The sequence below is a fragment of the Bacillus cereus group sp. BfR-BA-01311 genome (genome assembly GCF_022664295.1).
Lineage (GTDB): Bacteria > Bacillota > Bacilli > Bacillales > Bacillaceae_G > Bacillus_A > Bacillus_A cereus.
The window spans coordinates 951,454-975,772 of record NZ_JAKUHC010000001.1 but is presented as its reverse complement, the minus strand read 5'-3'; the positions used below and the strand labels follow the sequence as shown (position 1 = coordinate 975,772).

Sequence of the window (24,319 nt, the reverse complement as noted above, 5' to 3'; positions counted from 1 at the left end):
TCAACCTTCTTCAAAAATTATTACATTAGGTTTAATACTTTCCCATACACAATTGTTGAGAAAATTATAGTCCCCTTACAAAAGAAAGAATTTTCAGATATTATTAAATAAACAAGATTATACATCTAGACAACTTTTTGTATAGGAGTGTTGATATGTTAAACAAGTTCAAATTTTTTTGTTGCATTTTAGTAATGTTCTTACTTCTACCGCTATCCCCTTTCCAAGCACAAGCAGCAAACAATTTAGGTTCAAAATTACTCGTTGGATATTGGCATAACTTTGATAACGGTACTGGCATTATTAAATTAAAAGACGTTTCACCAAAATGGGATGTAATCAATGTATCTTTTGGTGAAACTGGTGGTGATCGTTCCACTGTTGAATTTTCTCCTGTGTATGGTACAGATGCAGACTTCAAATCAGATATTTCTTATTTAAAAAGTAAAGGAAAGAAAGTAGTTCTTTCAATAGGTGGACAAAATGGAGTCGTTTTACTTCCTGACAATGCCGCTAAGGATCGTTTTATTAATTCCATACAGTCTCTAATCGATAAATACGGTTTTGATGGAATAGATATTGACCTTGAATCAGGTATTTACTTAAACGGAAATGATACTAATTTCAAAAATCCAACTACTCCCCAAATCGTAAATCTTATATCAGCTATTCGAACAATCTCAGATCATTATGGTCCAGATTTTCTATTAAGCATGGCTCCTGAAACAGCTTATGTTCAAGGCGGTTATAGCGCATATGGAAGCATATGGGGTGCATATTTACCAATTATTTACGGAGTGAAAGATAAACTAACATACATTCATGTTCAACACTACAACGCTGGTAGCGGGATTGGAATGGACGGTAATAACTACAATCAAGGTACTGCAGACTACGAGGTCGCTATGGCAGATATGCTCTTACATGGTTTTCCTGTAGGTGGTAATGCAAATAACATTTTCCCAGCTCTTCGTTCAGATCAAGTCATGATTGGGCTTCCAGCAGCACCAGCGGCAGCTCCAAGTGGTGGATACATTTCGCCAACTGAAATGAAAAAAGCTTTAAATTATATCATTAAAGGAGTTCCGTTCGGAGGAAAGTATAAACTTTCTAACCAGAGTGGCTATCCTGCATTCCGCGGCCTAATGTCTTGGTCTATTAATTGGGATGCAAAAAACAACTTCGAATTCTCAAATAACTATAGAACATATTTTGATGGTCTTTCCTTGCAAAAATAACAAAGTAAAACTATAATTAGCCCCCATCAACCGGACATTTATGGGCAATCAATGCAGGATAAAAACAACAATAGGACCCTTTATAGGTCCTATTGTTGTTTTTTATTTATGAAAATTACTTTGTCACATCTAAAGTTTTAAGAAACTGTTTTCCATCGCCCAACATCGCACGTTCCTCCGAATCATATTGTTAAATATTCTAGTCACTCTTTTGCTTCAACACAAAAACTGAAAGTTCAGGTACACTACAAAATCTAACAGGCATCCTAGTAGTCCCAATACCACGATTTACATATAAATATAACTGCTTACTCTTCCCCTCCACTTCATACATGCCTTCAACATAACTCTCAGCTAGTTTGGTAGTAATTAACGGACCTACAAAAGGGATTTGGACTTGTCCTCCGTGACTATGTCCTGACAGTTGAAGATCAACTGGGTAACGATTTATTTTGGTTACAACATCCGGCTCATGTACTAATAACATGTTGAAATCATTTTGTTTCAAGTTTTTTAAAGTTGAATCTATTTTCGGCTTCCCTAATAGAAAATCATCCAAACCTGATATTGTAATATATTTGCCGTTTTCCACTTTAATTTTCTGCACTTCATTTACTAATACAGAAAAACCAGCTTCCTCCATATATTTTTTGTAAAATAAACTACCGCCCCCGCCCCTATCATGATTCCCAAACACAGCATATTTCCCTAAGGGAGCATAAATTTTCTGCAAAATAGCCTTCGCTCCCTCTCTTTCTGCACTATAAGAACCAAATTTATCTATTAAATCTCCGGTAAAAACTACTATATCTGGATGTAATTCATTCATCTTCTCCACCAAATGTTCAAGTTGCTTCAATGTAAACTCTGGCCCTAAATGTACATCTGAAAACTGTAATATTTTTTTATTATTAAATTCTTTAGGAATTGCAGAAGCTTCTATTTCATTCCATGTAACTGTTACTAGTTTTCGTTCTATTTCTGTCGCATAATAATACAAACTTACTAGTATCATTAATATACTTATAAAACTAATAATAAATATCTTTACGATTGATTTTTTTCGTTCTTTTTTTACATGATTCGTATTCATGTTTTCACCTCTAGAAACACTTTAAATCCTTATTGTTACATTAATGTGACAACATGAACAATGTTATTAATATGTAATTTCCTCCCTATTCACTTTGACAATTTTATACAGAAGTCATACCATATTTTTATAATACATATATTTTCGAATCTTTTTCTATTCATTCCATCATTTTATTACGGAGGGGTTATTCATGTCTGTATTTACACCAGAAGAAATTACGGAACTTGCTGCGAATTCCGGAAGGAAAAAAGCTCATTTATCATTACTCCCTATGCTAATTCTCGGTTTTTTTGGCGGTGCTTTTATCGCATTAGGGTATTTACTCGATATTCATGTTATTGGAACAATGCCAAAATATTGGGGATCATTTACTAGTTTTCTAGGCGCTGCTGTATTCCCTATCGGTCTTATTCTCGTTATTCTTGCAGGCGGTGAACTAGTAACTGGTAACATGATGACAGTTTCTATGGCTTGGCTTCAAAAGAAAATTACTTTATTTCATTTCATACGAAATTTAGTTATTGTTACGTTTAGCAATTTCATAGGGGCTGTATTTGTAGCCTACTTTTTCGGCCATATCGTTGGCTTAACTGAAGGAGCTTTTTTAGCGAAAACTATTTCTATCGCTCAAGCGAAACTACAAGATACACCATTGCAAGCATTTATTTCTGCAATCGGATGTAATTGGCTCGTTTGTTTAGCTGTTTGGCTCAGTATGGGAAGTAAAGAATTTATCGGAAAGATTATCGGTATTTGGTTCCCAGTTATGACTTTTGTTGCAATTGGATTTCAACACGTTGTAGCAAATATGTTTGTCATCCCAGCCGCAATTTTTGCCGGTCATTTCACTTGGGCTGAATATTTTCCAAACTTTATTTTTGTTTTCTTTGGAAATTTAGTAGGAGGTATGTTATTTGTAGCACTACCTTACTTCATATCTTATAATAAGAAACTATCTTCTTATCAAGAGAAGACTGAAATGAAGAACAAATCTCTGTCGGCTTAAATAGAATGTCTATAAAGAACCCTAAAAATATTACAAATTTCATTTTTTTTGCGAATATATGTACGTACACTTGTTCTCGAATGTTTTATACGTTATAATAACAACTTAAATAGCATTATTTACATATGAGGTGAAAAACATGAACAAAACAGAATTAATTAAAAACGTAGCACAAAATGCTGAGATTTCTCAAAAAGAAGCTACTGTAGTTGTACAAACTGTAGTAGAATCAATCACTAACACTTTAGCTGCTGGTGAAAAAGTACAACTTATCGGATTCGGTACATTCGAAGTTCGCGAAAGAGCTGCTCGTACAGGCCGTAACCCACAAACTGGTGAAGAAATGCAAATCGCAGCTTCTAAAGTACCTGCTTTCAAAGCTGGTAAAGAACTAAAAGAAGCTGTAAAATAATGAAAAAATATCCTTCTCATTTATGAGAAGGATATTTTTTCATAACATAATTAATAAAAATCTGACCATTATGCTGTTTCTTTTGTTCTTTTATGCAAATAAAATCTTTACTTTCAAAAAAAGGTTTTGCGGTAATGCTCGCCTCTGTATATATCTCCCTATGTCCCAAGTTCACTGCTTCTTTTTCTAACTTCTGTAGTATGTATGAAGCGACTCTTTTCCCTTGATAATCTTTATGCGTAAATAAACGATCTACGTAACGATCATTGTTATAATCCCCAAACCCCACAATCATACCTTTATGATCCGCTACATAGCTAATATTCTTTTCTAAAGACTGTAACCAATTTTCTCTATCTAGTCGCTCCGGTGCCCACGCCTGTAGCTGTAACTCATTATAATCTTTTGCATTAACCGTATGAACTGTTTCATAGAACAATTGTAATACTTGATCTAAATCTTTTTTCTGGAATGTTCTAATTATAATATCTTTTAACATATATAAGTCTCCTTACCAAACTACCTCTTAACTTTTCTACTACATACGATTCTATATTTCTGCTTTATTATATCGTTTTAATTTCTATACGAACAAAAAAACAATACTTATTCAAGTATTGTTTTTTAATTCTATTCAATTACTTAATGTAGCTTTTTAAGGTTTTAATTTAACTCTTTGTAATCGTAATGCATTTAATACAACGGATACAGAACTAAATGCCATCGCTGCTCCAGCAACCCAAGGGGCTAAGAAACCTAATGCCGCAATTGGAATTCCTAACGCGTTATAAGCTAATGCCCAGAATAAATTTTGTTTAATATTTCTTATCGTCATTTTACTCATAAATATCGCATCAGCAATACTATTTAAGTCACCGCGGATTAACGTTATATCCGCTGCTTCCATCGCTACATCCGTTCCCGTTCCAATTGCCATACCAATGTTCGCTGTAGCAAGAGCAGGAGCATCATTTATCCCGTCTCCAACCATCGCTACTTTCTTACCATTTGCTTGCAGTTTTTTCACTTCTTCTGCTTTTCCTTCTGGCAATACTTCTGCAATTACGTGATCAATACCAACTTGCTTTGCAATTGCCTGAGCAGTTTGTGTATTATCTCCTGTAATCATCACAACGTCTAGACCCATTTTTTTCAGTCTTGCGATAGCTGCTTTTGAAGTATCTTTCACAGTATCTGCAACGGCAACTATACCAGCATATTCTTTATCGATTGCAATAAGCATTGCTGTTTTTCCTTCTCGTTCTAGCGCTTCCATTGATTTAGAAACTTCTTCAATATCAATATTGAATTTCTTCATTAATCGACGTGTACCAATTAATAAGTGTTTTCCTTCTACAACTGATTCGATACCAAATCCCGGAATCGCTTCAAACGTTTCTGAACTTTGGATATCAATTTTCTTTTCTTTAATTCCTTCTACAATCGCTTCTGCAAGCGGATGTTCAGAATTTCTTTCTGCTGCCCCTACTAATCTAAGCAGTTCATTTTCATTGAATCCATCTGCTACAATTACATCTGTTAATACTGGCTTCCCATTTGTCACTGTACCCGTTTTATCTAGAATAACCGTATCTAATCGGTGCGTTGCTTCTAAATGCTCTCCACCTTTAAATAAAATACCATACTCAGCCGATCTTCCTGATCCTGCCATAATAGATGTAGGCGTTGCAAGACCTAATGCACATGGACAAGCAATAACAAGTACTGCTATCATTTTCTCAAGTGCTCCGCCAAAATCACCAGGTGTAACAAATATCATCCATACTGCAAATGTGATAATCGCAATCACAACTACAACCGGTACGAAAATACCTGAAATTTGATCTGCTACCCTTTGAATAGGAGCTTTTGAACCTTGTGCCTCTTCTACTACTTTAATAATTTGAGCTAATGCAGTATCTCTTCCTACCTTAGTTGCTTTCACTTTTAAAAATCCATTTTTATTTATTGTCGAACCTATTACTACATCCCCAATTGACTTATCAACAGGAATACTTTCACCCGTTAACATCGATTCATCAATTGCTGACTTTCCTTCTACAATCTCACCATCTACTGGTATTTTTTCACCAGGCTTTACATAGACGATATCACCAGCTACTACTTCTTCAATCAAAATTTTTATTTCTGTTCCATCTCGCACAACTGTAGCTGTCTTCGCTTGTAAACCCATCAATTTTTTAATTGCTTCTGATGAGCGCCCTTTTGCTTTCGCTTCAAATAATTTACCTAAAATAATTAATGTAATAAGTACCGCACTCGTTTCAAAATATAAATCTGTCATATGTTCCGAAGAACCAATAGATTGAATACTTAAATATACACTATAGAAGTACGCGGCCGACGTTCCAAGCGCCACGAGAACATCCATATTAGCACTTTTATTGCGTAACGCTTTATAAGCCCCAACATAAAACTGTCCACCAATGATAAATTGAACAGGAGTTGCAAGTGCTAGTTGCACCCAAGGGTTCATTAACATATCCGGTAAATAAATAAATGACGTAAATGAGAAATGACTAACCATTGCCCACAATAATGGGAAAGATAAAATAAACGAAATAATAAACTTCTTCTTTTGTCTTTCAATTTCTTGTAATCGATGATCAGTTGATGCATCTTGATCATCTGGTTTCACTTCTAATTTATATCCTAGCTTCGTAATCGCGCTCTTCATTTCATTTACATTAACTTCATCAGGGTTAAAGTCTACTGTGGCTGATTCTAAAGCAAAATTTACTGTCGCCTTGTTCACACCATCTAACTTATTTAAACGCTTTTCAACTCTATTTGCACATGCTGCACATGTCATTCCTGAAACAGTAAATTCAGCTTTATCACTTACAATTCCATATCCTAATGATTCAACTTTTTCTTTAAATTGTTGCGGATTTGTTTTAGTTGGATCGTACATTATTTTTGTTTTTTCAAGCGCAAAATTTACATTTGCCTCATGAACACCTTCTACTTTTTTTAGACCTTTTTCAATTCTATTTGCACATGCCGCACATGTCATTCCTGATATTTGAAGATTGGCCTCTTTTTTTTCATTCATGTCTCTCACCTCTATATACCCTTATGAGGTATAATGATTAGCAAAATAAATCGTACTTCATTTAAAGTACGATTTATTTCCATATCTAAAAATAATTATTGAACATCGTATCCTTGATCTTCGATTACAGCAACGATATCTTTTAATGTTACAGCAGACGAGTCGATAGTAACTTCAACAGTTCCTTCTGCTAATTGAACCTTCACTTGTTCAACACCGTTTAGCTCTTTCACACTGCTTTCGATAGCATTTACACAATGTCCACAAGACATACCTTCAACCTGTAATGTTAACTGTTCCATTTAAAATCCTCCTCTTGTTTATTCATTGTTTGTTAATCACAATTACATCTTACCATACCCCCCTAAGGTAATCAATGGTTTTGTATCATGATTTTTCAATTATTTTCTAAAAGTTTATTTTACACACACTTTTTCACTACAATACACCCAAATCCAATATGAGGGTAAACAAAAAAACAAGCCAGTTAAATACTAGCTTGTTTTTACGCTTTTGAAAAACGTTCAAATACTGTCATTAATTCTTCAATTGCTTCGTCACCATTTCCATTTTTAATAGCTCCTGAAACACAATGACTCGTATGATTTTTGAGAACGCCCATTCCTACTTTTTTCATCGCTGCATTAATCGCTGAAATTTGCACTAAAATATCTACGCAATAACGATCATTTTCAATCATGTTTTGAATACCGCGGACCTGTCCTTCAATTCTCTTTAATCTATTTATAATCTGTTCTTTTTCTTTTTCTGATCTATGTGTTACTGCTTCATGCTCTTTATGATCCATATTATCACCTTCTTAAAGTTTCTCTTCATCCAATAAAACAATTGTTTTTTATGAGTATACCAATTATAGCATTAAATATCTACGCATGATACCCCATAAGAGTATATTTACACTTTATGATTATTCTTAACAACGCATTAGCTTCTTAATCTCAATTTTCAGTATACCCTTTCCTTTTTGTCAAAAAATCATTATATCTCTCATCAAAATTCAATAAAGTGAAACAAGAATAAGCGGGGATTACCCGCCCCCGCTTATTCTTCGTCTATAATATTTTAATTTAAATTTTCAGATATTTAACCCGAGAATTTTTTCTTTCCATATATAATTATTGCTGATCACATACTTTTGTATCATTCACTACTGAAGTTCCTTCAACGGTTACCGTATGAAAACAGTCATTTACTCGAACTGTCACAACATTATCTTGCCGATCAATGATATGATATTCATTAAAATTTTTATTTAGAGCACTGCGAATTTGTTCTCCTTCATAAATTGGAATGCCATGTGATAGAACCCAAATAAGTCCAGCGATAGCAAGAATAGTTTTCATACGATCTACCTCCTTGGGAATATAGTGAACTTTTCATCCATACTTTTTCAGCTCTACAAATCATGATCGGAATAAACCAAGCCTTTTTGGAAATAAGTTCATTTCGTCTATTTTATGTTTATGCTAATTGTGACCGTTTTGTGACAACTTTTTGTCTCTTTAGACGAAAAGTTGAAACAAAACTTTCGAAAAGGACAATTCTACACATTAAAAAAGGTTATGGAATGTTTCATCCATAACCTTTTTTCCTATACGTAACTAATAAACCTCAATCCTTTACTTAAAGACGTCGGCACAACAGATGCATGATTCTCCCCTTCAGCTTCATAAAACTTAAATTTAAGTTTATCGTGGTTTACTTGGAGAAGGCGCTCTGATAATTCATTTGCACCTACAACCATATGCTCTCGTTCAAGTGATCCAACTGTAAGGAACACTCCTGTTTCAAACTTAGCATTGTTTAATTCATGTATAAGGTTCTCTTCTTTTTCAAGAACGGATTTATTATTCCACCATATAGATGGACTACTAATAAAATAATTTTGAAAAGCGTTTAAGTTTGTAAATAGTATATGCAAAGCAAATAGTCCACCTAAAGAATGTCCAAATAACGTTTGCTTACTTTTATCAATCTCAAAATTCTTTTCAATTTGTGGTTTCAGTTCTTCTTCAATAAAAGTAAAGAAATTATGTGCTCCTCCTGTTTTAGGCCACGGTTTACCGTCTGGTTTTAAAGGGGCATCTTTTGAAATTACGCTAGGCGTAAAATCATAGCACCTTTCTTCCCCTGAAAATGCGCCTTCAATCGGATAACCCACTCCAACTATAACAGCTGGTGAAACACCAGTTTTTTCCGCTCTTACTGATTGTATTTTAACTGCTTCATGAAATGTTTGAAAAAAGGCATTGCCATCTAATACGTAAATAACGGGATATCCTGAATCCGGTGCTGGTTGCCTCGGCTTTGAAATATGAATTTGATATTCCTTACCTTCTAATTTTGAATACATTTTCCACTGCTCTGTATTAGATGTTATAATCTGCTGTTTTTCAACTGTAGTATTCACCCTATCCCCCCCTTTTTAACTTGTTACATATATTTCGATTTTTTCTTCTTGAGATACAACGCTATCATAACCGAAACAAACAGGAGCCCCGTTATACGGATCAATCATGACACGCGCATCAATATGAAATACTTCTTTTAACACTTCATTTGTAATGATTTCTTCTGGGCTACCAATTGTAACAATTTCGCCTTCCTTCATTGCAATAATTTCATCTGAAAACCTTGATGCATGGTTAATATCATGTAATACCATAACAACCGTACAATTATGTTCTTTATTTAACTTCTCCACAATTTGTAATACATCTAATTGATGAGACATATCAAGGTATGTAGTTGGCTCATCTAATAGCAACACTTCTGTCTCTTGTGCTAATGCCATCGCTAGCCATACCTTTTGTCTTTGACCACCTGATAAATTTGCAATTTGTCTCGTTCGAAATTCAGAAGTTTTCGTTATATCTAATGCCCAATCAATCATTTCTTTATCTTTTGTCGTTAACTTATTTACGTTATTTCGATGTGGATAGCGTCCATAAGAAATTAATTCTTCCACTTTAAGCTCACCTGGTGCAATTGGAGTTTGCGGGAGTAAAGCTAACTGCTTCGCAATTTCTTTCGTTGGAATTGTATGTAAATCCTGTCCTTGCAAATATACTTTACCGCTTTTTTGTTTTAAAATTCTTCCCATTGTTTTTAACAATGTCGATTTACCGCAACCGTTTGGACCTATAATTGTCGTTACTTTTCCTTCTTGTATTTCCACATTTAAATCGCGAAACACTGTAAGCTTTTCATAACTTGTTTCTAAATTTTTTGCACTTAAAATACTCACTTTTATTCCTCCTCTTACGCTTTCGCCTTATAAAGTAAATATAAGAAATACGGTACACCGACAATAGAAATAACGATTCCCACTGGTAGCTCTACAGGTGTAAAAACTGTTTTCGCAATAAAGTCTGAAGCAATTACAAGAAACATTCCGATTACGCCGCACGTAGGAATTATATACTTATGTTGAATACCGACAAGCCTTTTCGCTATATGCGGTGCCATTAAGCCAATAAAACCGATACTCCCTGAAACAGCAACACATGCGCTCACAAGCCCGATACTACTTAATAGTAAAATCGATTTCTCTCTTTCTACTGAAACACCTAAACTTGTAATACTCGTTTCTTCCAATTGAAATAAATCTAATAAATAAGCTTTCTTTTGTATAAGCGGAATTAAGATAATAAGCCATGGTAACATAGCCACAATATACTTCCAGTTTGCACTATATATGCTTCCAGACACCCACACTGCGGCCATTTCAAAATCAGTTGACTTCATTTTGAGTGATAAGTACATAGAAAAGGCTCCAAATCCTGATCCAATTGCAATCCCTGTTAATAAAAGTCGCTGCGAATCTAATTTACCGTTTTTCCAAGAAAACAGATAAATGATGATAGCTGCACCTAATCCGCCTACTAAACCAAACATTGGCATCATCATAATAGAAACCCAGTCTGTGCTTTTTAATTGCCCTTGAAAGAAAAACATAAAAATGACAATCGCTGTTCCTGCTCCGGCATTTACGCCTAAAATACCTGGGTCCGCCAACCCATTTCTCGTAATCCCTTGAATAACGGCACCCGCAACACCAAGGCCTAATCCTACTAATCCAGCAATTACGATGCGCGGAAGGCGAAACTCAAAAATAACTAAATCATGTTCTGGTACTGGATCAATTCTAAACAGTGTTTTAAATACATCTGTAATCGTAATGTCGAACGTACCATTTGTTAAACTAATATAAATAGCACATAGTATTAAAAATATAATAATCCCCATCGTCATTCCGAAACGTTGACTTGAACTTTTAAGCATGTCTCTCTCCTCCTCTAGTACGGATTAAATAAAGGAAGAAAGGAATTCCAATTAAAGAGGTAACGACTCCAATAGGTGTTTCAAATGGATAGTTTACAAATCTACTCAAAACGTCACATAACGCTAAGAAAACGCCACCAATAACACCTGCACATGGCAAAATCCACTTATAATCTACCCCAATTATAAAGCGCGTAATGTGCGGAATAATTAAACCTACAAAACCAACTTTCCCCACTAAAGCAACTGCTGTTCCTGTTAAGAAAATTACCGATAAAATTGCCATCGCTTTAACTAGTTTTGTACGTTGCCCTAAATTAATAGAAACCTCTTCGCCTAATGAAAGAATGGTAATAGATTTTGATATTAACAATGCTAAAATTATTCCAATTATCCCAAACGGTATCGTGATTTTAATGATATTAGGATCTACTTGATCTAACTTTGCATTAAACCAAAAACTAACATTTTGAGAAATTTGGAAATACGAAGCCATTGCAGCCGATACACTACTTAAAAATGTTCCAATAACTGTTCCTATAATCGCTAACCTAACTGGTGATAAGCCATTTTGAAGGAGCGAACCAAAACCAAACACGATACCGGCTCCTAGTGCAGAACCAATCATTGAACATACAACCATACCAATTGATGACATTCCCGGAAGAAAAATCATGCTAAGTGTAATAACAAAGGCAGCGCCATCCGTCACACCCATAATAGAAGGGGATGCAAGATAGTTTCTTGTCATCCCCTGCATAAGTGCTCCTGATATGGCTAGAAATGCTCCGACTAAAAGAGCTGCAACTACCCTTGGTAAACGTGAAGTAATAATAATATTATGATTTACATCGCTTGAATCAAAATGAAATAATGCGTTCCACACTGTTTCAGCGTCAATACTTTTTGCCCCATACAAAATCGAAAGTATAATTGTAAATAAGATGAGTATGGGTGCTATACATAATATAGTTACTGGTACTGCATTTGTTTTCTGCATATCATTCAACGCACCTTACTTATTGTATTATTTAGATAAATTTTTCACGGCTTCTTTTAAGAATGCTGTTTTACTCCAAGCTGTACCACCTTGTGCCATTGGATCTACAACATTTACAAATACTTTCTTTTCCTTCGCAGCATTCATACTTTGCCAAATTGGATTACTTTCAATTTCTTCTAACACTTTCGGGTTTTTATTTTCACTTGCCTCATATTGTAAGAAAATATAATCTGGGTTAAGTTCAGCAAGTTTTTCAAATGAAATTTTCTCTTGTGCTTTTACAGTTTTCAATTGTTCTGGAGCAGTTAGTCCAAGATCTTTATAAATTACAGGATTGAAGTATACTCCTTCTGGATATAGGAATAATTCGTTTGCTCTTAGTCTTATGACAAGTACTTTTTTATCTTTTAACTTATCTCCTAGTTTTGCTTTTGCTTTTTCAGCGTCCGAATTGTAATCCTTAATAATTTTTTCGGCTTTATCTTTTTTACCAGTTAATTCTCCCATTAACTTTAAGTTATCTTCCCAATTTGTTGAAACGTGTGATACCGGGAATGTAGGAGCTACTTTCGTAAACTTTTCAGCTGTTTCTGCTGGGAATTTCGTACTCGATGTAATAACATCTGGTTTTAATTGTAGTAATGTTTCGAAATTGGGTTGCATTTTCTCACCAACAGATTTAGCACCTTCTAACTCTTTTTCAAGATATTTTGGTAATTTACCACCTACAGTAATGGCACCAACTGGTTTAATTCCAAGTACTGCCGCATCTTCCATTGACTCTAAACTAGCTGTCGCAATTTTATCTACTTTTGCTGGCACTGTATACTCTTTACCTAAATATGTGATTTTTCGTTTTTCATCTTTTTTCGTTTCCGTAGCTTTTGTCTGTTGTTTTTGCTCGCCTGAAGTTTTATCCGCACTATTACATGCCGCTAAACCTACACTTAAAACTGTAACCATCCCTAAAGTAAATAATTTCTTGTTCATCTTTATATGTCTCCTCTCGAATTTTCAAACTATATTCTCAATAAAATTTAACTATATGAACCTTGTCCCATATATATATTTCATTAGATTAATAATTTTATCCAGAACTCATTCCCGTTCACTTCCCCTAGACTATAATTCTTTTACGCCTTCATCACTTGATAATCATTTTCACTGATAATGATTATCGTTACTAAGTATATATTTAATATGAAATTATTTCAAGAATGATTTGAAAAATTTTAACAAACTGAATTAAAAAAAGAAGTATCTCCCTAATATTAGGGAGATACTTCTTTTTTTTAGAAATTTATATGTAATTCAACTGGACAATGGTCTGACCCCATTACTTCACTATTAATTTTCGCTTCTGTTATTTGGTCTTTCATTCTTTCCGAAATAACAAAATAATCTAAACGCCATCCGATATTTTTCGCTCTCGCGCCCATACGATACGACCACCACGAGTATGCACCTTCTTGATTAGGATAAAGGTAACGATATGTATCAATAAATCCTTCTTCTAAAATACATGAAAATTTCTCTCGTTCCTCATCAGAGAATCCAGGATTTTCACGATTACTTTTCGGATTTTTCAAATCGATTTCTTTATGAGCAACATTTAAGTCTCCACAAAAAATAACTGGTTTCTTCTCATCTAATCGTTTGATATAGGACCTGAAATCATCTTCCCATTTCATTCTGTAATCTAATCGTTCTAATCCACGTTTTGAATTTGGTGTATATAACGTTATCATGTGAAAATCTTCGAATTCTAAAGTAATAAGTCGCCCTTCTTGATCATGCTCTTCAATGCCTAAACCATATGTAACTGAAAGCGGTTCTTTTTTCGAAAAAATAGCAGTTCCTGAATATCCTTTTTTCACAGCATAATTCCAGTATGTATAATATCCCTCTAAATTTAAATCAATTTGCCCTTCTTGTAATTTAATCTCTTGTAGACAAAATATGTCAGCACTTGATTCCTCAAGATATTCCAAAAATCCACCTTTTGCGATAACAGCTCGCAAACCATTTACATTCCATGAAATTAACTTCATCTATAGTCCTCCTCTTGATGTTTATTTCCAAATTTCATGCTATCACAAAATAGAAAACAATCATATTTTCACCTTTGTAATCTTGCTCTTACATTTATGAATACATACATACGCACTTTATTCAGGTTATACTAATTTCAGAGGTGATGTTCTATGCACAATGAAGGAGTTACATTAACAAATGAGTATTGGCAAGCAATTATTCATAATGATTCTTCCTATGATAGCAAATTCTTTTATGCTGTGAAATCAACTGGAATCTTTTGCAGACCATCATGCAAATCAAGAATACCGAATAGAAACAATGTACGAATTTTTCATCATGCAGAGCAAGCATTAAGTGAGAACTTTCGCCCGTGCAAACGTTGTAAGCCAAATGGGATCACTTTACCTAATGAAGAGTGGGTAGAACAAATTAAAGACTATATCGAAAAGCATTATGACGAATCCTTAACTCTCGACATGCTTGCGGAAATGTGTCACGGTAGCCCTTTTCATTTACAACGTACTTTCAAAAGAATAATAGGGTTAACTCCTATAGAATATATACAACAATTCAGGGTTCTTAAAGCAACCGAATACCTTTTACACACAAATCAATCTATTAAAGAAATTAGTACTGCTGTCGGGATAGAAAACCCAGAGTATTTCGCAACTTTATTTAAAAAGAAAACCGGATTTACTCCTACTGAATATCGAAAAAAGAACGAAATGAAAGAGGGATACGATAATGAATTCCTACAAAAATAATTATATATATTGGACGCTACTTACACATGAAAATTGGCGATTTCATATTGCTGCAACTGAAAATGGACTATGTTTCATTGGATCACAAGACGAAAACTTTGAAGAATTAAATATATGGGCTAGAAAAAAACTGCCCCAACATATATTGACTCATAGTCCAGATTACTTGCAAATATATACGCAAGAAGTTATCGAGTATTTAGAAAACAAGCGAGAAACTTTTACATTTCCTATCGATGCTTATGGAACTAATTTTCAATTATCTGTTTGGAATACGGTACGTGAAATTCCTTATGGAAAGACATATTCTTATACAGAAATTGCTGAAAGAATTCAAAAACCTAAAGCTGTGCGCGCCGTTGCTTCTGCTATTGCTGCTAACCCTCTTCTTATTACCATTCCTTGTCACCGCGTTATTGGGAAGAATGGGAAACTAACCGGATTTAGGGGTGGATTAGAAATGAAGAAAAAATTGCTTACATTAGAAAAGTTGCAGGTGGAATTCATATGACAGCAGAATATAATAGCGCATTATCTATAGCAGTTCCAAAAGAATTTTGTTTCCAAGAAAATTTACGTTATCTATCACGCTCTAACAATGAATGTATGTTCCATATTGAAGATAACAAAATTTATAAAGTTATCCCTGTTCAAGATGTAAATCCTTTAGTTGAAATTAGTGTGAATACAGATGGGAATATTCAAATACGTTGTTTAGAAGAACCATATACATCTGAAAAATCGATACGTGAAGCTGTAGTTAACTATGTAAAAGAATGGTTTGATTTAACTACTGATTTAGCCCCATTTTATACATTAGCTAAACATGATTTACTCCTTCAAGGACCAATTGAACAATATTATGGCCTTCGTACTTTAGGCATTCCAGACTTATTTGAGGCACTTTCCTGGGGAATTATCGGTCAACAAATTAACCTAACATATGCTTATACACTAAAAAGGAGATTAGTTGAGCAATTTGGAAGTTATGTAGAATGGGACGGTAGAAAACATTGGATATTCCCATCACCTGAAACAATTGCAAATCTACATGTAGAAAATCTTCAACAATTAAAAATGACGACTAGAAAATGTGAATATTTAATCGGTATTGCGAAGCTTATTACAGAGAGAAAATTATCAAAAGAGGATTTACTGCAAACACAAGATGTAAAGGTTGCTGAGAAACAATTAACTGCTATCCATGGTATAGGACCATGGACTGCCAACTATGTTTTAATGCGTTGTTTAAGATTTCCTTCGGCTTTTCCAATTGATGATGTTGGTCTGCATAATGCAATTAAATTTTTAACAGGTTCCGAAAATAAACCGACAAAAAATAAAATAAAAGATTTCGCGGCAAACTGGGCTAATTGGGAGTCTTATGCGACTTTTTATTTGTGGCGAGTACTATATTAAAAGAACCAAGTAGCACATTCGTACTACTTGGTTCTTTTTTAAGCTTGCTCCTCAAAACGTCTTGCAATTTCCACAATAACTTGAACGGCTTTTTCCATAGTATCTACCGAAACATACTCAAATTTACCGTGATAGTTTTCACCACCAGTGAAAATATTCGGCGTCGGTAATCCCATATATGATAATTGTGATCCATCTGTGCCTCCGCGAATCGGATGAATATTTGGTTCAATGTCTAAACTTTTCATTGCTTCATATGCAATATCAACAATTTCTCTTACCGGTTCAATTTTTTCAAGCATGTTATAGTATTGATCATTCATTTCTAAAACGACTGCATCTTCGCCATATTTTTCTTGCATAGTCTTCACAATATTTTTAACGTTATTTTTACGTGCCTCAAAATTTTCACGATCAAAGTCTCGAATAATATAATATGCTTTACTTTGCTCAACATCACCATTTAAAGAAAGTAAATGATAGAATCCTTCATAGCCTTCTGTATATTCTGGCGCATCTTCTACTGGTAAATACCCATTAAATTCCATAGCAAGTTTAGTAGCATTGCGCATTTTATTTTTTGCTGTTCCAGGATGTGTATTCGTTCCGTTAAACGTTAACTTAGCACCTGCAGCATTAAAACTTTCATACTCTAAACCACCTAATGGACCTCCATCCATCGTATAAGCGAATGATGCACCAAACGCTTCTACATCAAAATGCGCTGGCCCACGACCAATTTCTTCATCCGGTGTAAATGCTACTCTTATTTTCCCGTGCTTAATTTGCGGATTATGTATTAAATGGTTCATTGCAACCATAATTTCTGTAAGACCAGCTTTATCATCTGCTCCTAGAAGTGTTGTACCATCAGTTGTAATAATGGTATGTCCTTTATATGATGGTAATTCCGGAAACTGCTCTGGTGTTAACACAACATTTAGCTCTTCATTTAACGTAATTGCATTACCATCAAAATTTTCATGAATTTGTGGTTTGACGTTTTTCCCTGTAAAGTCTGTTGCCGTATCTAAATGGGCTAAAAATCCGATTACAGGAACATCCTTGTCCGTATTAGCTGGAAGTGTTGCCATTACATAGCCATTATCATCCATCGTTACTTCTGTTAAACCAATTTCTTTTAGCTCTTCCACTAATAACTTACCAAACTCAATTTGTCCTGGTGTTGTTGGTACTGTATGACTTTCTTCATTTGATTGCGTATCAATTTTTACATATCTCGTAAATCTTTCAATAAGTTCTTGTTTCAAGTTCATTCACTCCCTTTTATGTTCCTCCCTCCATTATAATCCTTAAAACGAAATATTTTAACTTTTTTGACTGTGAAGATGTATATTTCATTTACATTGTTAACACTTTTACATAACAAAAAGAAAATTAGTGAACATATTTAAAGTACAGCTTAATACAAATAAATTCACCCTATTTACGACTCTCATCGCAAATAGGGTGTTTCTGTTTTTATCTCGCAATTTAAGAATATATACTACTCATTTACAATAAAAGTATATACATCATCATAAATACAGCCATTTACTTTAATCACATACTTCCCAGGTTTATTAAAACTAATTGTGTATTTATTTAACTGAATTGCTTCTTTATCTCCAGAAAGAATATCAATGCTTCTGCCACTTAATACATACAATTCATTTAGATTCATCGTTACATCAATTGTATTGAAATTTTCTACTTTCACTTGCTGTGCTTCCGCAACGCTTACACTTGGTTCTAAAAACAGTAATCCACTTAATCCAATCGTCCCCGCTAAAGCAACTCCCGCAAACTTTTTAATCTGTTTCATTACAATGACCTCCTTATAGATTTTACGTAAAGGCAATGTCCTCCCTTACACCACAAAGCCTATATGTAATGAAATGAAAAGTAAACGGGGACTGTAAGACAAAATTCTACATCTTTTTCTCCTATTGAATATAAATCCAACGTTTGGAATTTTGACACATTTAAAATTGTTTCCCTAAACCAATTTCTCCATAATTTATTCAAAGACTGAATAATTACTTATTTATTTAACATTCTAACAATAGTTGATAAAGATGCTTTCTATTCAAAAAAAGACTTTGCTATAAAAGTAACTTTTACAACAAAATCCATGCAACTAATTTTATTCAGCTTTCCATAATCTCTCTACATTCATTAATTGTTCTTCTTTAAATTCCATCTTATATATATCCGGTTTTGACGTATTCATTAAAAATTCAAAACCATATTGTTTATCAAAATAGTTCATCATTAATGTCATGACAAGCCCATGTGTACCAATTACAATTTTGCATCCTCGAAAATCCATTAAGATTTCTTTTAATACTTTCACTACTCTTCTCTGGCAATCTGCATATGACTCTCCTTCCGTTCGTGCAAAGTCAGGATTAGAGAACATCTTCTGTACAAGTGGATACACCTCTTTGTCTGATATAACCTGATCCTCACTTGAAAACATACACTCTTTAAGATTTTCATATACTACTATTTCTTTTTCATGGAAATTAGCTGACTCCTCTATCGTTAGCATAGCCCGATTATAAGGACTGGAAATAAAAGTATCAATCCTCTCCGCTTTTAATATGTCAGTTACTCTACGGGCATCCATATGTCCCCTCTCAGTTAATCCACGCATTCTTTCATTTCCTTCTAGTTTTGGTGATTCACCATGTCTAACCATATAAATATATGTGCTCATAATTTCTCCTGAAAATTTTTTATAAAGTGAAACGTTAATCAGCCCTCACTAATCGGGCTGCCCGGCAAATAGCGAGATAAGTTAATAAATCACGTTCATTTATCCCATTTCAACACTTAGGGGTAATACTAAAATACTTTATAAACTGTGCTGATTTGTTCGTCTAATCCATTCTCCTACTAAACTCTCAAATAATTCAGGCTGCTCAATTTGCAAATTATGCCCTGCCATATCTAACACTGCTAATGTTGCCCTTGGATATTCTTCAATAATTTCTATAATATTTTGATAACCTACTGATATATCTTGTCTTCCAGTCAGTAAAAGAACGGGATTTTCATATTTTTCATGCTGAAAATCCATAGTAAGAGAGTAATTCTTTTGCAACCTTTCAATAAATTCATAATTAGCAACATCTAACCCAGGCTTAATTTCTTCTTTAAATCGCTTATATGTATATTCATTTGCTATTACAGCTAACTCACAAAACTCCTCTCTTTCTGTGGAAGTGAGCGTATTTAAAAATTCCTCATCTTGTACAATTACCTGTTTATCTGGAAGAATCCTTTTTTCTGGCTCCGCTACAACAACAGGACATACTAATAGTAATCCGCTAACTCTCTCAAACATCTTTGCAAGTATACCTTTGGCTAAATAGCCTCCATATGATTCTCCTACCAATAAAAATTTTTCAGTAGAAATGATTTCCTCAATAAATGTGATAAGCACTTCTACTATACGATCTGAACTATTTATCCAATTTGGAGCATTCGATTTTCCCATTCCAGGTAAATCAATATATATTCGCTTATAACCTTCATATTTCTGAAATACTGATTCCATACATTTCATCATTAACCTATGGTCAGGGGTGCAGCCATGTATGATAATGACCGGTTTACCCCCTCCCACAATTTCATAGTATATTTCTGCATCTTTAATTCGATATATCATAAAAAAGCCTCCCTATTTAGTGGCAATACTATTCCACTCTGTAAGAATACACGTTCTTATTTTATATCTTTTCTCAACATTTTCACAAATATTAATCTTCAGATTAAAAATAAAAAGCTCACCAAAAAAAGATACTCATCATTTTATATGCAATTTTGCATCTCCACTTACAAATCACTAAAAAAACTTTACAATTCAAAGGATGACTAAATATACAATTTCTATTTAAAGTCTTGATACAGTCTATACTATCAACCGCAATATTTTTTCAACCTTAAGAATACTTACACTCTTTAACACTTTCCTTATAAACATGATTTTTATAAGGAAATCTGATACAATTCTTAAATAATATTATTATGTATAGATATAACGAACATAGTGCATAATTAAAGAAGGTGATTTCATTGAAATTAAATAAAAATTTACAATTATGTATATTAATCGGAACATTAATATGCTATTCAATCTATTTTATGTTTTTCTATCTGTTCCCTACTCATTTTTCAAATTCAGATGTACGCTTCGCTTCACTTGTCGTTGAAGCCATTACATTTGTATCACTGATTTACTCTATATATTCTAAAAAAGTCAGTTCAAATCCGTTTTGGATATGTATTACAATAGCAATTGGTAGTTTTTTATTAGGGAAAATAGTATATACATATCAAGATAGCTTCTTCGAAATTCCAATACATCGTTTTACGGTTTCTGATGTATTTTACATGTTTTTTCTATTTTTCTGTCTTATCGCTTTCTGCTATAAAATCTTAAAGGAATGCAATAAATGGGAAAAAGCGTTCTTTATTTGTGATATATGCATAGTGCTTACTTCCATATTTACATTAGAATGGTATTTATTTAATCAACCAAATTTAAATATATTCGCTCTTTCACTAGGAGATGTTTTCCTTTCATTTTTATACCCAATTGCAGATTTATTATTTCTACTGCTAGGTGTTAGTCTCTTTTTCCGTCCAACAATTTTTAATTCCAAACGGAAAATTTATATCTTTATTTTTGTATTAATAAGTTCTGCAACTTTTAACTATATTTATTTTTACTTAAATAATCACTTATCAACTGAAACGATAATATTATTACGTCTTTTATATAGAATACCTATATTACTTATTGCAATAGCTGGCTCTATTTCAGAAGATCATAATAGCCATAAAAATTATTTCCTTGTAAACCCTATAATAGGAAAAAAAGCTTTAGTTGTATTTCCCTATCTTGCTGTTGCAATACTAATCGGGTTTACATTAAAAGAACAAACATCATCTTCAACTCTCATTACAGGAAATTGTATTACTTTTATTTTCGTACTCATTCGTCATTCTATCGTACGTATGCAAAACAATTCCTTAACAAAACGTTTGCAGGCATTTAATGCCCAACTAGAAGAAAAAGTTACTTTACGGACTTCTGATTTAGTTCATAAATCAGAGGCTCTTTCTCAAAAACAACAAAAATTCAAATCATTATATGAATATCATCCTGACCCTATTTTCACCATTGATTTAAATGGAATATTCTTAAATGTAAATAAGGCTGGGAGTGTACTACTTGGAGCACCAACAGATGAGTTACTCGGTGAAACTTGTTTTTCGATTATTTTAGATGAAGATAAGCATAAGCTAGCATTGGCGTTAGAGAAAGTGAAACAACAAGAATCGGCATCCTTACAACTTAGTTCTCAATATAAAGATGGCTTTACTTATTTTTTATACGTTACAATCATTCCTATTATAATAGACGGACAAATTTCAGGAAGCTATATTATGGTGAAAGATATTACTGCACTAAAAAAACAGCAAGAAGAAATAAAATATTTAGCATTCCATGACACTGTAACGAAAATTGGTAACCGTGCCTTTTTCCATAAGAAATTAAAGAGAGTTATAAAAAATGCTGAAATAACAGAAAGCGAGTTCGCATTATTATATTTAGATTTAGATCGCTTTAAAGCAATTAACGATACACTTGGACATTCATCAGGAGACTACATATTAGAAGAAGTAGCAAAGCGCTTCCAATCATGTCTTCCATCACATACTCATCTTTCAAGAATCGGTGGCGATGAATTTACAATCATAATTGAAAACTATACTGACGAAGATTACTTATTCCAATTATGTAACCAATTATTTAAATGCATGAAAAAGTCATTTATCATACATGAGCATAAATTAACTTTATCACTGAGTATCGGCATCGCTATTTATCCACATTCCGGAATCGATACCGCTACACTTCTGAAAAACGCTAATGTTGCAATGTATGATGCAAAAGCAAAAGAGCTTAATTCTGTCTCTATTTATGACGATGTAATCGCTAAAAAAATTGAAAGACGATTACGATTAGAAAAAGATTTACCAAACGCACTACAAAATGAAGAATTGTTCCTTTTGTATCAACCTCAAGTTGATAGTGAATCTAATAAAATTATCGGTGCAGAAGCTTTAATTAGGTGGAATCATCCTGAATTAGGTATTATTTCTCCATACGAGTTTATTCCGATTGCAGAAGAAACACTACAAATTATTTCAATAGGTAAATGGACATTAGAGCAGGCTTGTAAACAAATGAAACGTTGGCACGCACTCGGATATTCACATTTAAAAATAGGTGTAAATTTATCTGCTAAGGAATTTGAACAAGAGGATTTTGTAAAATCTATTTCTTCTACTTTAACAAATACAGGTTTACCAGCAAGCTCTCTTGATCTTGAATTAACAGAGCGAATTGCAATGATGGATGAGCGAGAAACATTGATAAAACTGCGTACACTAAAAAGTTTAGGGATTCACATTTCTATCGACGATTTTGGTACAGGTTATTCTTCGCTAGCCTACTTACCTTTGTATCCAATTGATACGTTAAAAATCCCGAGAGAATTTATTACAATGTCTGAAACATGTGATGATGGAATGGAAATTATTAAAACGATCATCACATTAGCAAATACATTAGGAATGTCTGTCATTGCTGAAGGTGTAGAAACGAAAGAGCACGTAAATTTCCTTCAAAAAAATAAATGTCAGTTTATTCAAGGTTATTATTACAGTAAACCTATTCATATTCATGCATTTACTGAGCTATTAGAAAACGGCATTCACCCATAGTACATAACTAATTAGAACAAATATAGCAAAAAGGAAAGAAGATACCTTCTTTCCTTTTGTTTTTCTATTTACATTTCTATTACTTCACCACTTCATTTATTATATCTATTATTTGATGAATTCCCTCATCATTTGTTTTCTTATATCCATTCATGTTTTGAATATATTTCTCCTTATTTGTATACAACTTATTTACTGCATGTATAAATGTATTCGTACTTACTCTGTCTTGGAGTATAACTTCCGCATATCCTTGCCGTGAAAAATATTCAGCATTTAAAACTTGATCTCCCCTACTGGAACTGTTAGTTAACGGGATAAGCAACATCGGTTTCTTCAAAAATAACAATTCAGAAATAGCAGTAGAACCCGCTCTAGAAACTACAACACTTGCCATATTTAGTATATGCGGCAACTCGTCGCCTATATATTCAAATTGCATATATCCCTCCATGCCAATAGATGGGTCTACCTTCCCTTTACCACATATATGAATAATATTAAAGTTTAATAGTATTGTATCTAAACATTCCCTTACCATATCATTTATCCACTTAGCACCTTGACTCCCACCCATAATTAATAATACTGGTTTATCTTGCTGAAATTCACAATATCTTCTTCCTCGTAATACGTTACCCTTCTCAATTTCTTCCCTTACAATTGGTCCTACATAAACCTTCTTCTCATTACTTACATTTTCTCCTGCCTGAGGAAATGTTGTGCATAGCTTTGTAGCAAAAGGTAATGCTATTTTATTGGCAAGCCCTAATGTGCTATCTGGTTCACGTATAATTATAGGCACACGATTTAACCATGCTCCTATAGCTACAGGAACTGAAACAAATCCTCCTGCTGAAAAGATAACGTCAGGCTTTGTTTTCTTAATTAAATTATAACTTTGTAAACAACCGCGTATAATTTTAAAAGGATCTTTAAAATTCTCCCAATCCCAATATCTCCTAAGCTTTCCCGTTGAAACACTATTGTATTTAACATTTTGCACTAATGATTTTTCAATTCCATTTTTGGATCCAATATACTCGACTCTCCAGCCTTTCTCTATAAATTTAGGAATTAATACAATATTAATCATAACGTGTCCGGCTGTACCGCCCCCAGTAAAAAGAATCGTTTTGCTCATAACTTATACCCACCT

At 33.5% G+C, this 24,319-nt stretch carries 24 protein-coding genes; 7 read left to right on the top strand and 17 right to left on the bottom strand.

Features of this window, described 5'->3' with window-relative positions; genetic code table 11:
• The first annotated feature begins 155 nt into the window (after nucleotides 1–155).
• A complete protein-coding gene (locus MR136_RS05145) occupies nucleotides 156–1,238 on the top strand; it encodes a chitinase (protein WP_000932436.1) in 1,083 nt (360 codons plus the stop codon).
• A 199-nt stretch (nucleotides 1,239–1,437) separates the two neighbouring features.
• On the opposite strand, the gene MR136_RS05140 is transcribed toward MR136_RS05145, so the two are convergent.
• A complete protein-coding gene (locus MR136_RS05140; RefSeq protein WP_001095336.1) occupies nucleotides 1,438–2,331 on the bottom strand; it encodes a metallophosphoesterase in 894 nt (297 codons plus the stop codon).
• A 193-nt stretch (nucleotides 2,332–2,524) separates the two neighbouring features.
• Between MR136_RS05140 and MR136_RS05135 the strand changes: the two genes are divergently transcribed.
• Nucleotides 2,525–3,340 carry a formate/nitrite transporter family protein gene (locus tag MR136_RS05135; RefSeq protein ID WP_000110545.1) on the top strand — a complete coding sequence of 272 codons (816 nt, stop codon included), beginning with the start codon at nucleotides 2,525–2,527 and terminating at the stop codon, nucleotides 3,338–3,340.
• Nucleotides 3,341–3,479: 139 nt separating this feature from the next.
• The gene (locus MR136_RS05130; RefSeq protein WP_001043904.1) at nucleotides 3,480–3,752 is read left to right on the top strand and encodes an HU family DNA-binding protein; all 273 of its coding nucleotides are present in this window, start codon (nucleotides 3,480–3,482) and stop codon (nucleotides 3,750–3,752) included.
• 16 nt (nucleotides 3,753–3,768) lie between these two features.
• On the opposite strand, the gene MR136_RS05125 is transcribed toward MR136_RS05130, so the two are convergent.
• The 11 genes from MR136_RS05125 to MR136_RS05075 form a co-directional block, all read right to left on the bottom strand.
• A complete protein-coding gene (locus tag MR136_RS05125; protein ID WP_061457622.1) occupies nucleotides 3,769–4,251 on the bottom strand; it encodes a GNAT family N-acetyltransferase in 483 nt (160 codons plus the stop codon).
• 156 nt (nucleotides 4,252–4,407) lie between these two features.
• A complete protein-coding gene (locus tag MR136_RS05120) occupies nucleotides 4,408–6,828 on the bottom strand; it encodes a heavy metal translocating P-type ATPase (RefSeq protein WP_001003179.1) in 2,421 nt (806 codons plus the stop codon).
• Between the two features lie 95 nt (nucleotides 6,829–6,923).
• On the bottom strand, nucleotides 6,924–7,130 hold the full coding sequence (gene copZ / locus MR136_RS05115) for a copper chaperone CopZ (RefSeq protein ID WP_000436973.1): 207 nt from the start codon (nucleotides 7,128–7,130) through the stop codon (nucleotides 6,924–6,926).
• Nucleotides 7,131–7,333: 203 nt separating this feature from the next.
• Nucleotides 7,334–7,636: a metal-sensing transcriptional repressor gene (locus MR136_RS05110; protein ID WP_000349637.1), complete on the bottom strand. Its 303-nt coding sequence runs from the start codon at nucleotides 7,634–7,636 to the stop codon at nucleotides 7,334–7,336.
• Between the two features lie 328 nt (nucleotides 7,637–7,964).
• Nucleotides 7,965–8,192 (bottom strand): hypothetical protein, encoded by a 228-nt coding sequence (locus MR136_RS05105; protein ID WP_000849103.1) that lies wholly within the window; start codon nucleotides 8,190–8,192, stop codon nucleotides 7,965–7,967.
• 248 nt (nucleotides 8,193–8,440) lie between these two features.
• On the bottom strand, nucleotides 8,441–9,259 hold the full coding sequence (locus MR136_RS05100; RefSeq protein WP_031312077.1) for an alpha/beta hydrolase: 819 nt from the start codon (nucleotides 9,257–9,259) through the stop codon (nucleotides 8,441–8,443).
• 15 nt (nucleotides 9,260–9,274) lie between these two features.
• The gene (locus MR136_RS05095; RefSeq protein WP_061457623.1) at nucleotides 9,275–10,096 is read right to left on the bottom strand and encodes an ABC transporter ATP-binding protein; all 822 of its coding nucleotides are present in this window, start codon (nucleotides 10,094–10,096) and stop codon (nucleotides 9,275–9,277) included.
• Between the two features lie 14 nt (nucleotides 10,097–10,110).
• Entirely contained in the window at nucleotides 10,111–11,133 is a 1,023-nt protein-coding gene (locus MR136_RS05090; RefSeq protein WP_000920450.1) for a FecCD family ABC transporter permease, read from the bottom strand.
• Complete coding sequence (locus MR136_RS05085; RefSeq protein ID WP_001173042.1) at nucleotides 11,126–12,133, bottom strand: FecCD family ABC transporter permease; 1,008 nt, start codon at nucleotides 12,131–12,133, stop codon at nucleotides 11,126–11,128. The genes MR136_RS05090 and MR136_RS05085 overlap by 8 nt, the downstream gene beginning before the upstream one ends.
• A 27-nt stretch (nucleotides 12,134–12,160) precedes the next feature.
• Nucleotides 12,161–13,126 (bottom strand): iron-hydroxamate ABC transporter substrate-binding protein, encoded by a 966-nt coding sequence (locus MR136_RS05080; protein ID WP_001035506.1) that lies wholly within the window; start codon nucleotides 13,124–13,126, stop codon nucleotides 12,161–12,163.
• Between the two features lie 302 nt (nucleotides 13,127–13,428).
• Nucleotides 13,429–14,187, bottom strand: coding sequence for an exodeoxyribonuclease III (locus MR136_RS05075; protein WP_242259266.1), 759 nt, complete (start codon nucleotides 14,185–14,187; stop codon nucleotides 13,429–13,431).
• A gap of 153 nt (nucleotides 14,188–14,340) precedes the next feature.
• Here MR136_RS05075 and MR136_RS05070 point away from each other — a divergent pair, with 153 nt between their 5' ends.
• Genes MR136_RS05070 through MR136_RS05060 form a run of 3 tightly spaced genes read left to right on the top strand, consistent with a single transcriptional unit; the run spans nucleotide 14,341 to nucleotide 16,356 of the window.
• The gene (locus tag MR136_RS05070; protein WP_000551322.1) at nucleotides 14,341–14,937 is read left to right on the top strand and encodes a bifunctional transcriptional activator/DNA repair enzyme AdaA; all 597 of its coding nucleotides are present in this window, start codon (nucleotides 14,341–14,343) and stop codon (nucleotides 14,935–14,937) included.
• On the top strand, nucleotides 14,918–15,448 hold the full coding sequence (locus MR136_RS05065; protein WP_017672885.1) for a methylated-DNA--[protein]-cysteine S-methyltransferase: 531 nt from the start codon (nucleotides 14,918–14,920) through the stop codon (nucleotides 15,446–15,448). The genes MR136_RS05070 and MR136_RS05065 overlap by 20 nt, the downstream gene beginning before the upstream one ends.
• Nucleotides 15,445–16,356, top strand: a complete 912-nt coding sequence (locus MR136_RS05060; RefSeq protein ID WP_061457625.1) for a DNA glycosylase — start codon at nucleotides 15,445–15,447, stop codon at nucleotides 16,354–16,356. The genes MR136_RS05065 and MR136_RS05060 overlap by 4 nt, the downstream gene beginning before the upstream one ends.
• 38 nt (nucleotides 16,357–16,394) lie before the next feature.
• On the opposite strand, the gene pepT is transcribed toward MR136_RS05060, so the two are convergent.
• The 4 genes from pepT to MR136_RS05040 all read right to left on the bottom strand — a co-directional run bounded on the left by pepT (nucleotide 16,395) and on the right by MR136_RS05040 (nucleotide 20,032).
• Nucleotides 16,395–17,627 carry a peptidase T gene (gene pepT / locus MR136_RS05055; RefSeq protein ID WP_002164459.1) on the bottom strand — a complete coding sequence of 411 codons (1,233 nt, stop codon included), beginning with the start codon at nucleotides 17,625–17,627 and terminating at the stop codon, nucleotides 16,395–16,397.
• A 236-nt stretch (nucleotides 17,628–17,863) separates the two neighbouring features.
• Nucleotides 17,864–18,181 carry a hypothetical protein gene (locus MR136_RS05050; protein WP_000809495.1) on the bottom strand — a complete coding sequence of 106 codons (318 nt, stop codon included), beginning with the start codon at nucleotides 18,179–18,181 and terminating at the stop codon, nucleotides 17,864–17,866.
• 321 nt (nucleotides 18,182–18,502) lie between these two features.
• Nucleotides 18,503–19,078 (bottom strand): histidine phosphatase family protein, encoded by a 576-nt coding sequence (locus MR136_RS05045; RefSeq protein WP_000109179.1) that lies wholly within the window; start codon nucleotides 19,076–19,078, stop codon nucleotides 18,503–18,505.
• 138 nt (nucleotides 19,079–19,216) lie between these two features.
• On the bottom strand, nucleotides 19,217–20,032 hold the full coding sequence (locus MR136_RS05040; protein WP_061457628.1) for an alpha/beta fold hydrolase: 816 nt from the start codon (nucleotides 20,030–20,032) through the stop codon (nucleotides 19,217–19,219).
• A 407-nt stretch (nucleotides 20,033–20,439) separates the two neighbouring features.
• On the opposite strand from MR136_RS05040, the gene MR136_RS05035 reads away from it, so the two are divergent.
• Nucleotides 20,440–23,160, top strand: coding sequence for a sensor domain-containing protein (locus MR136_RS05035; RefSeq protein WP_000773557.1), 2,721 nt, complete (start codon nucleotides 20,440–20,442; stop codon nucleotides 23,158–23,160).
• A 79-nt stretch (nucleotides 23,161–23,239) separates the two neighbouring features.
• Here MR136_RS05035 and MR136_RS05030 read toward each other — a convergent pair whose 3' ends face one another.
• Nucleotides 23,240–24,304, bottom strand: a complete 1,065-nt coding sequence (locus MR136_RS05030) for an undecaprenyldiphospho-muramoylpentapeptide beta-N-acetylglucosaminyltransferase (protein ID WP_061457631.1) — start codon at nucleotides 24,302–24,304, stop codon at nucleotides 23,240–23,242.
• Between the last annotated feature and the right edge of the window lie 15 nt (nucleotides 24,305–24,319).